Origin of the sequence: Abyssibius alkaniclasticus, assembly GCF_020447305.1 — a bacterium.
Classification (GTDB): Bacteria; Pseudomonadota; Alphaproteobacteria; order Rhodobacterales; family Rhodobacteraceae; genus Abyssibius; species Abyssibius alkaniclasticus.
The window spans coordinates 506,776-521,787 of record NZ_CP095732.1 but is presented as its reverse complement, the minus strand read 5'-3'; the positions used below and the strand labels follow the sequence as shown (position 1 = coordinate 521,787).

The window sequence follows — 15,012 nt, the reverse complement described above, 5'->3', positions numbered from 1 at the left end:
TCCTCCCTTGCGCCGGCCTCCCAACCGGCAATTACCTTTGGTGTCAGTCGCTTAGAATTTCTTCGAGCCGGAGCAGGTGCCGCGCTACGCGGGCGCGCACATCCTCGGCCTCGGCCTTGGTCCAGCTGCGAAAACCGTGCCCGGATTTCATCCCCAGTTTGCCATCCCTGACCAATTGTTCCAGATATGGCGACGGGCCGCGACGTGCTTCGATATCGGCCAGCACGGTGGTGTGGATGTCGAGCGTCAGGTCGGTGCCGACAAGGTCGGCATTCTCAAGCGGGCCCAGCACCGCAAGCCGCCGGCCAAAGCTGGCCTTGATGACCGTATCCACAGCCTCGGCATCGCAGATGCCATTCTCGACAAGGCTTATCGCCTCGCGCCACAAAGCGTGTTGCAGCCGGTTGCCGATGAAGCCGGGCACATCTTTTTCCACCATGACCGGTGTTTTCCCTGCATCAGCCAGAAGGTCGAATGTGGCTTGCGCAATCGCCGTTTCAACCGCCTCGGTCCTGATCACCTCGACCAGCGGAATCATATGCGGCGGGTTCCACCAATGTGTGCCCAGGGCGCGGTTCTTCAGCCGCAAATCTTGCATGATCTCGGTAATCGGCATGACAGAGGTGTTGGATGCCAGAACACAGTCTTCGGGCGCATGGGCCTCGATCTCGGCAAAGATCGCGCGCTTCAGGTCCATCTTCTCGGGCGCGGCTTCAAACACGAAATCGGCGCCTCGCACTGCCTCTGCCGTTGTCGTGAAAACCTTGATCAGGCCAAGCGCGGCGGCGGCGTCACCCTCGCCAATGCCCATCGCCTGCATACTTTGGCGCATACGGTCGGCAACGCTTTCCCGCGCGGCCGCCACAGGGTCGGTGATGGCAATAACATGCCCAGCCCGCGCAAGCGTCAGCGCAATGCCATGCCCCATGAGGCCGGCACCGATAACTGCAATTTTTTGCTGCTTGGCGACCATGCACTAACCCGCCGTATACCCACCGTCAGCATATAGAATATGCCCGGTGTAAAAGTCGGATGCCTTGGAGGCGAGGAACAGCAATGGCCCGGCAAGGTCTTCAGGCTCGCCCAACCGGCCCTTTGGAACGCGGGCAAGAAAACCTTCACGCACCGCTTTTGCCTTCTCGGTATCCTCGAACATCCAGGCGGTAAGGGGAGAGCGGAACACCGTTGGCGCGATGGCGTTAACCGTAATTCCGGTCGGCCCAAGTTCACAACCCAAGGCTTTGGTCAGCCCGTCTGTTGCCGCCTTGGACGAACAATAGGCCGTATACCCGGCCGGATGCCCCAAAAGCCCGCGCGCCGAGCTGACAAGCACGATCTTGCCGCCATGCCCTTGCGCCTTCATCTGCCCGGCTGCCGCACGCGAAATCAGCCATGTTTGCGTGACATTGGCATCCATCACATCGGTGAAGGTCTTCGGGTCCATCTCGTTGATCAGCGCGACCTTGTTCATGCCAGAGGCCACAACCAGAATGTCGAGCCTGCCATAGGCGCTGACAGTCTGTGCCACCAGATCGTTGCAGATGGCTTCATCGGTCGGGCGCGCGTTGATTGTTGTTACATCCGCGCCGATCTCGCGGCATTCTGCTGCGATTGCCGCCAATGCCACCTCGTTTCCGGCAACCAGAACCAGTTTGCACCCCGATCCGGCCAAGATACGCGCCGCGACCATGCCGAACGCGCCCGAAGCGCCCGTGATCAGGGCAACCTGATCTTTGACATCAAACATCGACATCGGGTTTGTCAGCGCGGTCATGACTCAGGCCTCCGGCGGGTAGGGAATGACGACAAGCATCGTGCAGACGGTGTTGCGCCGGTTCTCGATCTTGCGAACCTCGCCTGCGGGAATCGTGCAGCTGTCATATTTGCGCAGCGTGGTTTGCTCGCCATCGACGATGACCGTCATCTCGCCTTCCAGCACCACATAGACCTTCTCGAACGGGGTCGAGTCCGGCCCGGCGCCGCCGGCAGGCAGGAACTGGCTGAGACCAACCCATTGATTGGTCGGGCCGCCTTCCTCAAATCCCTGCAACCGCAAGCCGTGACACGCGAAATGGTTCGGGGCCGTATAGGGTTCGGCGTCGTCAAATCGTTTGATATGCATGTTGCGTCCTCCCAAACTTGGCATATACGGGGCAATTGCGGCCAATCGCCCCGCACAAATTCATTGTTCAGAACGCGGCCCCGTCTTCGATGCGGAAGCCCTGGGATTTGTCGATCATCGCAACGAGGCGGATGATGCAGCCATCGCCACGGTCCCAGTTCCAGGGGAAGAAGGCGAAGGTGCAGCGTTTGCCGGTAACGGCATCAAGATCGCCGCCGACATTCTCGATGCCCAGGATGCCGTTCTTGAACAGGATCTGGTGGCAGGGTTCCCAATCGGGGAAATCGTCTTTCCAGTCGTTGCCGCCAGACCATTCCTTGTATTCCGCTTCAAGATGCGGAAGCAGCGGGCCGTTGCGCTGCGGGCCGATCGCGGTTGCCAACGGGTGGTCATTGGCCTGAGTATCATGGCCGACAACCTTGACACCTTTCCTGACCATCCATTCCGCCGCCGAAGGCACAAAGCCGGGGCAATAGGCGAAATAGTCGCCATCTTCATAATCATGGTGCCAGCCGGTGTTGATGATCAGCACGTCACCCTTGCGGATTGCGTGGCCGCAGGCTTTTTCCAGATCGTCGCCGGTAATCGGCTCCCATTTCTTCTTGGGAAGCGACACGACAATGCCGGTGCCGAAAAAATGCGGCAGCGGCACTTCGTCGATAAACGGGGTGCCCTGCACAACATGCGCCGGTGCATCGATATGCGTGGTCGCGTGCATCGTTGTTGTGATGCGCTGGCTCAGCACGCCGGATTTCGCCATATAGTGGATACGTTCAATCTTGGTATCCTGAAAATAGGGCCAGTTGGGGTTCTGAAACCCAAAGCGGTGGCTCAGGTTGTAAAACTCCAACCCCATATCGTTGTTCAAGTTTTCCTGAAACGCGATTCCACGGATCTTGGCCATCAGACACACCTCCCCTGTTCGCCGCAAAGCGGCGCTTGTGCATTAACAATCTCAGGATGGTTCCTCCCACCTGCTCCGTATAATGATGCAGGTGCATCGCATCGCGGTCAACTAAAAAATCACGATGCGCGCAGACTGTATCGCATTGCGGTGCAGACGGTTTGCCCCTATGCTGGGTGCAATCGGTAAAGGAAATGGTGGAAGGCGCACGGATATGGCTGAAAATGAAGGCAAAAATGACAAGAGCGGCATTCAGGTCCTGTCGCGCGCGGCTGCAATTCTGCGTATCCTGCGTGACAGCCAATCGGGAATGAGCCTTGGTCAGATCGCCTCCAAAACCGGATTGCCCCGCTCTACGGTGCAACGAATCACAGCGGCTTTGGTTGACGAAGGCTTTATTTTGAACGCGCCAGACGGGCGCGGTTTGCGCCTTGGCCCCGAACTCAGCGCCTTTGCGGGTGCCGCGCAATACAATGTCGTTGAATATTGCCGCCTGTTTCTGACCGAACTGACCCAGAAGACCGGCGAAACCGCAGATCTTTCTGTCATGCGTGGCGTTGGCATGACCTTTCTGGATCAGGTTCCCGGCACCCATCGTCTGACCACGCTGTCAAAAGTCGACGAGGTCTTTCCGCTTACAACAACGGCGAATGGCCGCTCCTGCCTGGCCGAATTGCCGCGGCAAGAGGCTATAGACCTCATAGAGGCGGAATGGGCCCGAAACGGGATCAACGGCGACCTTGCGGCGTTGCTTGCCAAGCTCGATACTATCGGGAAGGGCGGGTTGGCCTATGATCTTGACGAACATTCGGCCGGAATTTCAGCAATCGGTTTTGCGTTTCGTGATTGGGGCGGAACGCTGCACGCCATTTCGGTGCCTTTGCCATCGACACGGTTCCAAGAGATGAAGGCCACGGTTGAAGCCGCGCTTCTTGTGACCAGGCGCGATGTCACAAACCTGATCGCGCAATAACCTGTATGCGCACCCCTGCACCTGCCGGGTTTCTCGCCCGAGGCTCAGGCCGAGGGGTGGGCGCGTTCGGCGAATGCGTCCCATAAATAGGCGGCAACCGGCCCCGTGATGGGCTTTCGTTGGCGAAACGCAAAAATGTTTATGTCGAAGTTCAGGTGGGTGTCTGGCACCACGATGTCGCGCAACTTGCCCTGTGCCATCTCGTCGGCAATCATATGGCCCGGAAGCCGGCCCCAGCCAAGGCCGGCGACCAGCAACTGCTTTTTCATGGACAGGTCGCTGACATACCACCGCCGCTGGCCCTTCTGGACCCCGAGTTCCCGATCGAACAGGCCCGAGGCCTGCCCGCTGTCGCGTGCGATTATCTGATGGAAGCGTCGCAAATCCGCAAGTCTGCGGGGGGCATTCATGGCTGCCAGCAGCGACGGTGCGGCGACATTGCGCATCACCGAACCCGCGAGCGGCATATAGTCAAAACCCGCCTCTTCCAGCAAGACATGGATCGCCGGGGCCACGGCAAGCGCGGCCGCGCCGGATGCCACGGCCTCGATTGCGCCAGATAGCACTTCGCTGCGCAGAACGACCCTTGTATCGGCAAACCGGCTTTGCAGCCCGTTCAGCACCGGGGTCATGATATCCAAATCTGCAGCGGCGTCGATCGCGATGGTCATGGTTTCTTCCTGACCCTGCTCGAAATGTCGGATCAACTGTGCAAGATCATCGGCTTCGGACAGCACGCGCAGCGATTGCAGATAGACGCGTTGGCCCACAGGCGTCAGCTCAAGCCTGTAACCGGAACGGTCAAACAAGGCGGCGCCAGACTGGAATTCCAGCGCCTTCAAGGCCTGGCTGATCGCTGGCTGGGTGCGGTTCAGGCTTTCCGCCGCCAGTTTGACCGACCCGGTTTCGACCACGGCCCTAAGCACCTTGAGCTGATCGAGCTTCATCCTTGGCCCCAAAAGATAATCATTACTTATATAGATAGTAAAAAAATATAATTAGCAATTAATCTTTCGCGCACCTACATATCGCTCCAACAGAAGACAAACGATGAAACAGGTCACGCCACATACACGTGGATAGGCCCCAAGGCCCAACTTTAACGCATAGTCGCCCCGATCCGGACCATCCGCCGCGCGGGGCCCAAAAAGGAAATCCCATCATGTCCAAACATATCGCCATAATCGGTGGCGGCTATCTGGGTTTCGGTCTCGCAAAATCGCTCGACGATAGCGCCGAAGTCACCCTGATCGAGCCGCGCAGCCATTTCGTTCATGCCTCTGCGATGATCCGCACCGTTGTCGATCCATCGCTGCTCGACCAGGCCCTGATACCTTATGACAATCTGCTGAAGAACGGCCAGGTTCTCCGCGCCCGCGCGATGGGCATCGATGCGCGCGGCGTGACGCTCGACAATGGCCAAACCGTAAAGGCTGATTACATCATCGTTGCCACCGGCTCGTCCAATGCCATGCCTTTCAAGCCGGACGGGGATGATATCGAAGGCCTGCGGCAGGCCCACCAGCGCATTCATGCGCAACTGCGGGCGGCGAAGTCGGTCGGCATCGTCGGTGCCGGGGCTGTTGGCACCGAACTGGCCGGCGAGATCGCCCATGCCATGCCGGACAAGAAGATCACACTGATCACGGATGCGGACCGTCTGTTCCCAACCATGCCACGCAAGCTGGGCAAGGCATTGGCCAGCAAGCTGCAAGATGCTGGCGTGACCCTTCTGCTCGGGAAAAGGGCTGCAAACCTTCAAAGCCTGACCGAACCCTATGCCGGAAGCCTGAAGCTGTCTGACGGAACAGAACATATGTTCGACCTGATCTTCCCCGCTCTGGGGTCACGCGCGCATTCCGGGCTGCTCGAAAGCCTGCCCGGCGCGCAGAAAAGCACCGCCAACCGGGTCAAGGTCGATGCCTGGATGCGCCCGTCATCGCTGCCCAATGTCTTTGCCGCCGGAGATGTGGCCGATGCGGGCGATGGCATGACCATCATTGCGTCAAGCCGCCAGTTGCCCTGGCTTTCGGCCACGCTGAAAGGGCTGATGGCGGGCAAATCGCTCAACGACATGAAGCCCTACAAGCCTTGGGGCCCCAAGGCGCCGATCCTTGTGCCGCTCGGCCCCAAGCGCGGCAACTCTTTCCTTGGCCTGTTCACGGCAGGCGATTTCCTGACCCGCAGGTTGAAGGGCGAAGACCTGTTTCTGAAGAGATACAACAAACTGCTGAACCGGGGCTGACCCAGGGCAGTGCGCGCGCAAACAACCGCACGCACTGCCAACGCCCTCCGGCCTTGTGCAAAGCCGCAAGACATGGCGCTGATACGATTCAGCGCGATAATTTTAGAATAATTCCAGCCACTCAAAAGTGACCAGAGGCTGCCGGATGTCCGCCAGACATCACGCGTGAATCCACTAACGCGATGACCGCATATTTGGGTATCGGTATGCGCGAGCTGTTTGCAGCCGGCATAGCTTGATGCCGGATTCCGGTTGCCGTAATTGTCTGCCTGATCGGACGCGGATGATCGAGTGAATCATGGCTATGATGAACATGCCCCATACTGCCGCCAGCATAGCGAAAAGCACTCTATCGAGTTCTTTGCGCTGAGCGATCATGTGCGTGTGCATCCGCGACTGAATGCTTGCCAAAACTGGCAGTTGATGACGTTGCGGTGACGTTCAGTTGACGGGAAGATGAAAATTCCTGCTCAAGCGGCGCAGAAACAAAACTCCAACAAATTGTTCACAAACCCGTCACGCCTCGCCTTTATCCGACGCTGAGTGCAGGCCTTCTGCATATCTGTCAGGCGCGGTTCAGGCTTCGTCATGACAGTTTTTTCCATTTGGGGGCAGTGCTTTACGCCCAAAAATAAATGTGCGCCATAAGGCGGGCAAGACATGACACCGGAGTACGATCATGAAGAACATCGCGATAGGCACAACTGCTGCGCTTAGCTTGTTGGCGAACGCTGCGTTTGCCCAAACCGAAATTACGTGGTGGCACGCTATGGGCGGCGCCCTTGGCGAAACCGTCAATCAAATCGCCGAAGGTTTCAATGCAAGCCAAAACGAATACACCATCACGCCCGTGTTCAAGGGAACATACGAAGAAACACTGACAGCCGGCATCGCTGCGTTCCGCGCAGGCGAACAGCCAAACATCCTGCAGGTGTTTGATGCGGGTGCAGCGACTGTTATCGCAGCACAAGGCGCAACCATTCCTGTGCAGGATCTGCTGGAAGCAAATGGCGTTACATTTGACATCGACGACTACATCTCCGGCGTGCGCTATTTCTACGCCGATGCAGACGGCAAAATGATCGGAATGCCGTTCAACTCGTCCTCGCCAATCATGTATTACAACGTGCAAGCGCTTGAAGCTGCGGGTGTGACGCCGCCTCTAACCTGGGAAGAATTCGAAACGGTAACGGCACCCGCGCTGAAAGCTGCGGGTTACACGGCATTGGCCCAGTCGCACCTGCCTTGGATTTTCGTCGAGAACTTCATGTCGCGCAACGATCTTCCTTTCGCCACCAACAACAATGGCTATGACGGCGCTGACGGCACCAGAATCCTTGTAAACATCGATCCGCTCAAAGCGCATTTCACCGCGCTGACCGAATGGCAGGACGCCGGTTACTTTGAATGGTTCGGCACTGGCTGGAACGACAACCAGACACCGTTTGAAAATGGTGAAGTTGCTATCTGGCTTGGCTCTTCAGGTTCTTTCGGCGGCCTGTCGAAACTGGACCTTGGCTTTGATTTCTCTGCAACTGTTCTGCCCTATTGGGAAGCGGTTACAACCGAGCCGAAACAAACCTTTATCGGCGGTGCGGCCTTGTTCGCCATGTCCGGCCAGAGCGCGGAAGAAAATGCCGCAACTGCGGCGTTCTTCGAATATCTGACATCGCCTGAAGTGCAGTATATGTGGCACCGTGAAACCGGCTACGTGCCGATCACCGAAGCTGCATATGAGCTGGCAATCTCAGACGGCTACTACGATCGTTTCCCGGCTGCGGAAGTCGGCATCCAGCAGCTGTCGCTGGAAGCAAGCGAGAACACCCGTGGCTACCGCATGGGTTTCTATGTGCAGATCCGTGACGTGATGAACCGCGAATTCGGCCGCATCCTGACGGGCGAAACATCGGTGGACGACGCTTTCAACACCATAGAAGTGGAAGCCAACGCGCTTCTGTCGCGTTTCGCACAGACCCAGAACTAAACCGGAACGGTTTGACATAGGCAGTCGCACAAGCGTGCGGCTGCCCGTTTTTCCAGGACCCCCGAGGATATAATGAAACGAGCAGGCTTTGCCACGCGCTGGCTACCTATTCTGTTGTTGTTGCCACAGTTGGCGATCATCGCTGTGTTTTTCTACTGGCCTGCCGCGGTTGCAGTGCAGTCATCGTTTTACCTCGAAGACCCGTTCGGCTTCGGGTCGAGCTTTGTCGGGTTTGACAATTACACGCAGCTTGCGGACAGTTCCGAATATTGGCGCATCGCCAAATTCACGGGGTTGTTTACCGTTCTTGTTACCTTCTTCTCGCTTGCGCTGGCCTTGTTGCTCGCGGTCAAGGCCGACAATGTGCTGCGTGGCGCGAAAACCTATCGCACCCTGCTGATGTGGGTTTATGCCGTTGCGCCGCCGGTTGCGGGCTTTATCGGCTTGTTGATGTTCAACCAGACATGGGGGCCGCTTGCCGAACTCGCCAAATCCCTTGGTTGGGATTTCAAGCTGGGTGTAAACTTTGGCGACACGGCGACCTCGATGGTTCTGGTTTCGGTTTGGAAACAGGTCCCGGTGAACTTCATTTTCTTCCTGTCCGGCCTGCAATCCATCCCCAGATCCGTGCGCGAAGCAGCGTTGATTGACGCCAGATCATCCTTTCGGCGCTTCTGGGATGTGACGTTTCCGTTGTTGGCGCCGACCGGGTTCTTCCTGCTGATCATCAACATAACCTACGCAATGTTCGATACGTTCGGCGTTGTCGATGTGCTGGTGAAAGGCGAGCCGGGAAACAACCCGATGACCCTTGTCTACAAGGTTTACGTAGATGGTTTTCGCGGCAACGACATTGGCGGCTCTTCTGCGCAATCGGTCATTCTGATGGTTCTTGTCCTCGCCTTGACGATCTTCCAGTTCCGGCTGGTCGAGCGCCGCATCCATTACACGTAAGGGGCCGCACAATGACAGCCACAACACATATTCCCGTTGCAAAGCGCCGCCTGAAATGGGGCAAGGTGCTGGACCATTCCATCCTTGTCCTCGGGTCGCTCTTCATGCTCGTCCCGCTGCTGATGTTGCTTCAGACCACGACAACAACCGATATCGAAACAATCAGGAACGGGCCGGAATTTGTTATTGGAACCCGGATCGACGATAATTTCCGCGCCGCCATGTTCACCAGTTCCGGGTTTTCGGGCGAAAATACCGGATTGCGGATGCTGATGAACTCGCTGATCCTTGGCATCGGTTTTGCCTTGGGCAAGATCATTATCGGAATGATGGCTGCCTATGCGCTTGTCTATTTCCGCCTAAGATTCGCGACCTTCGCCTTCTGGCTGATTTTCACCACGCTCCTGCTGCCGCTGGAGGTGCGTATCCTGCCATCATACGAGATTGCGCAAATGCTCGGCCTGCTGAACACCTATACCGGGTTGATTTTGCCGCTGATTGCTTCTGCCACGGCCACGTTCTTTTTCCGCCAGTTCTTTCGTTCTGTGCCCGAAGAACTGGTCGAAGCGGCGCGCATCGATGGCGCAGGGCCCATCAAATTCTTCATCGATATCCTGGTGCCCCTGTCAAAAACCATGATCGCTGCGATGTTCATCATTATGTTCGTGTTTGGCTGGAACCAGTATCTGTGGCCGACAATGGTGACCACCGATGAGGGCATGTATACGCTTGTGCGCGGCATCAAGCAGCTAACCCAGGACCTGGAGGGCACAAGCATCCCCGAATATGGCCGCGCCAATATGCTGGCCTTGATCGCGATGCTGCCACCGGTGCTGGTCGTGATCATTTTCCAAAGCTGGTTCGTCAAGGGCCTGACTGAATCCGATAAATAGGACGAAAACTATGGCGCAAGTATCGCTCAACAATATCCGTAAAGTGTATCCCAACGGGTTCGAGGCCGTCGCACCGCTCAGCTTTGATATTTCGGACGGTGAATTCGTAGTTCTGGTTGGGCCTTCCGGCTGCGGCAAATCCACATTGCTGCGCATGGTCGCGGGGCTTGAAGACATTACCGAAGGCGCGCTGTCCATCGGTGAGCGCAATGTGAACCATGTCGACCCGGCTGAGCGCGACATCGCAATGGTGTTCCAGAACTATGCGCTTTATCCGCATATGACGGTCCGCAAGAACATCGGTTACGGGCTCAAGAACCGCAAAATCGCTTCGGCGGAAATCGAGGCAAAGGTTCAGGTTGCCGCCAAGATGCTCAATCTCGTCGACTATCTGGATCGTAAGCCAAGCCAGTTGTCCGGCGGGCAACGCCAACGCGTTGCAATGGGTCGCGCTGTCGTGCGCGACCCGGCACTGTTCCTGTTCGATGAACCGCTGTCCAATCTGGATGCCAAGCTGCGCCATCAGATGCGGATTGAAATCAAGGCCTTGCAGCGTCGGCTTGGCGTAACTTCGATTTACGTGACCCATGACCAGGTCGAAGCCATGACAATGGCCGACCGTATCATCGTTCTGAATGAGGGTCGGATCGAACAAATCGGCACACCCGCTGAAATCTACCACCGCCCCGCATCCACCTTTGTGGCCAGCTTCATGGGCGCTCCACCCATGAATCTCATACGGGCGCAGGGCCGTGATGGGCGCGTTATGGTCGGTGATGTTACGCTAGCCGACAGACATGCCAGCGGCGCCGTTACGATGGGCATCCGGCCGGAAGATATCGAAGTCGGCGCGGGTTGCGATATCCCGTTCACTGTCGATATCGTCGAAGAACTGGGGGCACACCGCCTTTTGCACGGCCAGTTGGAGGGGCAGGACTTCACCATTCATGTCGCCAAGGACGTAGCAATATCGGCGGGCCCAACCCGCATGAAAATCAACCCCGAAGCCGTGATGCTCTTTGATGCTGAAACTGGTTTGGCCCTATGATTACCAAACAAGTGAGCGAGTTTGCTCCTGTCACCGCCGCAGATCGCGCCCGGATATTGGCAGCGCCGCGCACAGCGAACGCCCATCGGGCGTTGCTAGGTGAAATGCCCGCTATGAATGCGGTTCAGATAGGCGGTTCTGCAACGGCCACGGCTTTACCGCGTGACTTCACCATCGCCGCATGGAATGTGGAGCGCTGTCTGTTTCCAGAGGATACCGCCGCCCATCTTGCCACCATTGCGCCCGAAATCGTTCTTCTGTCCGAGGTTGACCACGGCATGGCCCGCACCAAACAGCGCCATACCACCGAGGTGATGGCCGCTCAGCTTGGCATGGCCTATGCCTTCGGGGTCGAATTTCACGAATTGGGTCTCGGCGGGGTCACAGAACGGGCGTTTTGCACCGATCGTTTCAATTCGCTTGGCTGGCATGGCAATGCAATCCTGTCCTCGGTTCCATTTGAACACACGGCCCTGATCCGTCTGGATGATCATGGCCATTGGTTTGCCGAGGGGGGCATCACCGTAGACCCGCAGCAACCGCGCCTTGGCGGTCGTATGGCAATCGCCGCTATTGTGGCAACCGATGGCGGCCCGGTATGCTTTGTGTCCACCCATCTTGAAAGTAACGCAGGCGCTGCGCACCGCTGCGGCCAAATGCAAACCCTGCTCGACAAGATCGACGTTTTCGCCCCTGATTTGCCTGTAATGATTGGCGGCGATCTGAATACCGGAAACCACATTCCACCCGATTTCGACTGGCGAAACGAGACATTGTTCGCTTTGGCCATCGAACGCGGCTATTCTTGGGGGTTCACCGCAGCCGGCAACACAACCCGCCCCAGCCTTATTTCGCCCCACCCCGAGCGTGAGATGAAGCTTGACTGGTTCGCGGGCCGAGGGTTGAACAACGCGGATAATGGCGTTCTTGTATCGACAATGGCAGACGGAAAACCGCTTTCGGACCACGATTGTGTTTGGTGCAAAGTCAATGTTTCAAAAACAGAATGACAAGCAGGCACATCAGCGTGTTGGTTGCCAAATATGCTTGAAGATTACAATTGACCTGACCCCCTGAAACTCTGCCAGATTTGCGTAGAGTCCGCCCAACAATTGGGGATATGCCAAGCGACCGGCATTCTGACAAGTGGTTGAACGGAAAAGCCGACCACGGGATTGGCATGGTAATGGTTCTGAACTCGTGCCGGGCCGACGTATGATTGGCCCATGCGCTGACGGCAGACAATTCACGAACAACCTTGGCCGCCGACACTAAAGATTGGTCTTCAGCAAAATTTCAACCCTGATCTTTTCTTGGGATTGTAGCGTCATGAGCTTGTCGGTTAAGGCGCGCAATTTACGGATGGCGCTGCGCACCAGGTGGCCGGGGTCTTGTGTGATAACCGCATCCAACGTGCCGTCTTCAAGCGCCTCAACCGTCGCGGGCGTGCGCTCGTGCGCAATGATCACAGCCGACTGGGCGGCTGGCATCTGGCGGATGATCGACAACGGCACACGTGCTTCGGATGACAAGATATAGATCCCGGCAATATTTTCATGAAGCTGGAAGGCTGTTGCAATGATGTGTTCGGCACGTTCTTTCGCACCGTAAGTTTCAAGCGACGGCAGCGCATAGAGCTGAGGGAATGATGCGTTGATCACCGCGTCAAAACCCGACCGACGCTCAAGGTTGTCGCGCGACTGGATGCTATCGGCAATCACCAAAAGCTTGCCCGGCTGGCGTGTCAGAAAGCGCCCCAAAAGCGTGCCCGCTGTTGCACCTGCCGCCGTGTTATCAACCCCGACCCAGTGATCGCCTGTAAGTGTTTGGTTGGAAATAAAGGGTAATGTATGCACACCACGCTCTTTAAGCCGCAGAATGGCATCGCGCACTTGTGGCGTTTCGGGCGCCATAATCGCAACGCCGTCAACCGTAGCAGGTGACAGCGTGCCAAGGAATGCGGCAATTTCGTGGGGGTCGTTTTCATTCAGATGACTCACCGTGGTCGCGATCATATCGGCAGAAAATACCGTGCCCGCTTCAGAAATATGCTTGTGAATCTCGTTCAGGAACTGATCACCGGATTTGGGCAGCGCGAATAAAAACCGATAGGTCCGGCTTTTGGCGAGGTTGGCCGCCGCGATATTGCGCACAAAACCAAGCTTCAAAATCGCCGCGTTGACTTTTTCAACGGTCTTTTTCTGCACTCCATCGCGGCCGTTCAGCACACGGTCGACAGTGGCCCGGCTTACACCAGCTGCTTTTGCAAGGTCTTTCGTGGTTGGCCGCACGGTGGCAATTCCATCTGTTGGCAGTTGGTTTTCTTTTTTCATTTCAGCTTCTTATCGACTGACGATCGCAGACAGACACACAAAATCCATCGTGTTCTCAAAGGCTTTCTACCACATCCTGAGGCACGTGCATCATTTTTTTGTTGATTTGAGGCACGTGCATCATTAACACTTTGGATACGGTTGAGTCGCGGCGAGGAGGTTGCGGCCATATTGATCCAGGGAGGATTTTACCGATGAACTCCAAGCTATTGGCGACAACAGCCGCCAGCGCGTTTTTTGCCGTTGGCATTTCTTCAGTCGCAGTTTCACAAACCCAAGCAACCGAACTCACCTTGTGTTGGGCCGCGTGGGACCCTGCTAACGCCCTCATCGAGCTAAGCCGGGACTTTGAGGAAAGCACCGGCTACACAATGAAATTCGAGTTTGTGCCTTGGCCAAACTTTGCCGACCGGATGCTCAACGAACTCAATTCCGGCGGGCAGCTTTGCGATCTGATGATCGGCGACAGCCAATGGATTGGTGGCGGCGCGGAAAACGGCCATTATGTAAAGCTGAACGATTTCTTCGATGCAAACGGCATCAAGATGGATGACTTTATTCCAGCAACTGTGACCGGCTATGCTGAATGGCCCAAAGGCACCCCGAACTACTACGCTCTGCCCGCTTTTGGCGATGTCGTCGGCTGGACCTATCGTCGTGATTGGTTTGAGCGTCCAGAACTCCAGGCAGAATTCATGGAAACCTACGGCCGCGAACTCGGCGTGCCAGCAACGCTGGAAGAGCTGCGCGACATCGCCGCCTTTTTCCAAGGCCGCGATATTGACGGCACAACAGTTTACGGTGCTGCAATTTACACCGAGCGTGGGTCCGAAGGCATTACGATGGGCGTCACAAACGCGCTCTATAACTATGGGTTCCTGTATGAAAACCCTGATCAACCCTATGATCTGGAAGGTTTCGTTAACTCCGAAGGCGCAGTCGCTGGCTTGGAATTCTACCGAAATCTGTATGAGATCGGCACACCTCCGGGTTCGTCAAACTGGTATATGGGCGAAAATATTGATGCCTATCGTTCCGGCCAGGTTGCGATGCAGATGAACTTTGCCTTTATCTGGCCCGGCGTTGAAGCCGATGAAAACGTTGGCAACGGCGCGTCTGGCTACTTCCCCAATCCGGCAGGCCCCGCTGGGCAGTTTGCGCAATTGGGCGGCCAAGGCATTTCGGTCGTCTCGTATTCCACCAAGCAAGATGCTGCCCTGGAATATATTGCATGGTTCGCGCAGCCCGAAGTTCAGGCGCGTTGGTGGGAACTTGGCGGATATTCAGCATTGCGCGCTGTTGTTGAAGACCCCGACTTTGCAACAAGCCAGCCCTATGCACAAACCTTCCTCGACTCGATGGCGATCGTGAAAGACTTCTGGGCAGAGCCCGCCTATGCAGATCTTCTGCTGACCATGCAGGACCGCATCCACAACTACGTGGTCGCGGGCGAAGGCTCGGCACAAGAAGCACTTGACGGTCTTGTCAGCGACTGGACCGAAATTTTCGAGGATGAAGGCAAAATCTAGGCCTTTCATTGCCGGGTGCAGTGCTTT

14 protein-coding genes are annotated in these 15,012 nt (G+C 56.6%); 8 read left to right on the top strand and 6 right to left on the bottom strand.

The window, feature by feature from the left end:
• Positions 1–43 precede the first annotated feature (43 nt).
• From LGT41_RS02795 to LGT41_RS02780, 4 genes are all read right to left on the bottom strand, one after another.
• Positions 44–973 carry a 3-hydroxyacyl-CoA dehydrogenase family protein gene (locus LGT41_RS02795; protein WP_274128511.1) on the bottom strand — a complete coding sequence of 310 codons (930 nt, stop codon included), beginning with the start codon at positions 971–973 and terminating at the stop codon, positions 44–46.
• 3 nt (positions 974–976) lie between these two features.
• Entirely contained in the window at positions 977–1,774 is a 798-nt protein-coding gene (locus tag LGT41_RS02790) for an SDR family NAD(P)-dependent oxidoreductase (RefSeq protein WP_274128510.1), read from the bottom strand.
• A gap of 3 nt (positions 1,775–1,777) precedes the next feature.
• Complete coding sequence (locus LGT41_RS02785; RefSeq protein ID WP_274128509.1) at positions 1,778–2,122, bottom strand: cupin domain-containing protein; 345 nt, start codon at positions 2,120–2,122, stop codon at positions 1,778–1,780.
• A 67-nt stretch (positions 2,123–2,189) separates the two neighbouring features.
• Entirely contained in the window at positions 2,190–3,026 is an 837-nt protein-coding gene (locus LGT41_RS02780) for a cyclase family protein (RefSeq protein WP_274128508.1), read from the bottom strand.
• A 214-nt stretch (positions 3,027–3,240) separates the two neighbouring features.
• Between LGT41_RS02780 and LGT41_RS02775 the strand changes: the two genes are divergently transcribed.
• Complete coding sequence (locus LGT41_RS02775) at positions 3,241–3,999, top strand: IclR family transcriptional regulator (RefSeq protein WP_274128507.1); 759 nt, start codon at positions 3,241–3,243, stop codon at positions 3,997–3,999.
• Between the two features lie 44 nt (positions 4,000–4,043).
• Here the strand turns inward: LGT41_RS02775 and LGT41_RS02770 are convergent, their stop codons facing one another.
• A complete protein-coding gene (locus tag LGT41_RS02770) occupies positions 4,044–4,946 on the bottom strand; it encodes a LysR family transcriptional regulator (RefSeq protein ID WP_274128506.1) in 903 nt (300 codons plus the stop codon).
• A 215-nt stretch (positions 4,947–5,161) separates the two neighbouring features.
• Between LGT41_RS02770 and LGT41_RS02765 the strand changes: the two genes are divergently transcribed.
• From LGT41_RS02765 to LGT41_RS15910, 6 genes are all read left to right on the top strand, one after another.
• A complete protein-coding gene (locus LGT41_RS02765) occupies positions 5,162–6,244 on the top strand; it encodes an NAD(P)/FAD-dependent oxidoreductase (RefSeq protein ID WP_274128505.1) in 1,083 nt (360 codons plus the stop codon).
• 679 nt (positions 6,245–6,923) lie between these two features.
• On the top strand, positions 6,924–8,228 hold the full coding sequence (locus LGT41_RS02760; protein ID WP_274128504.1) for an extracellular solute-binding protein: 1,305 nt from the start codon (positions 6,924–6,926) through the stop codon (positions 8,226–8,228).
• Positions 8,229–8,300: 72 nt separating this feature from the next.
• Entirely contained in the window at positions 8,301–9,182 is an 882-nt protein-coding gene (locus LGT41_RS02755; protein ID WP_274128503.1) for an ABC transporter permease subunit, read from the top strand.
• Positions 9,183–9,193: 11 nt separating this feature from the next.
• Positions 9,194–10,075, top strand: a complete 882-nt coding sequence (locus tag LGT41_RS02750; RefSeq protein ID WP_274128502.1) for an ABC transporter permease subunit — start codon at positions 9,194–9,196, stop codon at positions 10,073–10,075.
• Between the two features lie 10 nt (positions 10,076–10,085).
• Positions 10,086–11,123, top strand: a complete 1,038-nt coding sequence (locus LGT41_RS02745) for an ABC transporter ATP-binding protein (protein WP_274128501.1) — start codon at positions 10,086–10,088, stop codon at positions 11,121–11,123.
• Positions 11,120–12,133: an endonuclease/exonuclease/phosphatase family protein gene (locus LGT41_RS15910; protein ID WP_337993019.1), complete on the top strand. Its 1,014-nt coding sequence runs from the start codon at positions 11,120–11,122 to the stop codon at positions 12,131–12,133. Before LGT41_RS02745 ends, LGT41_RS15910 begins: the two co-directional genes overlap by 4 nt.
• A 261-nt stretch (positions 12,134–12,394) precedes the next feature.
• Here LGT41_RS15910 and LGT41_RS02730 read toward each other — a convergent pair whose 3' ends face one another.
• Positions 12,395–13,456, bottom strand: a complete 1,062-nt coding sequence (locus LGT41_RS02730) for a LacI family DNA-binding transcriptional regulator (RefSeq protein WP_274128498.1) — start codon at positions 13,454–13,456, stop codon at positions 12,395–12,397.
• A 194-nt stretch (positions 13,457–13,650) separates the two neighbouring features.
• On the opposite strand from LGT41_RS02730, the gene LGT41_RS02725 reads away from it, so the two are divergent.
• Positions 13,651–14,985: an ABC transporter substrate-binding protein gene (locus tag LGT41_RS02725; protein WP_274128496.1), complete on the top strand. Its 1,335-nt coding sequence runs from the start codon at positions 13,651–13,653 to the stop codon at positions 14,983–14,985.
• Positions 14,986–15,012: the final 27 nt, after the last annotated feature.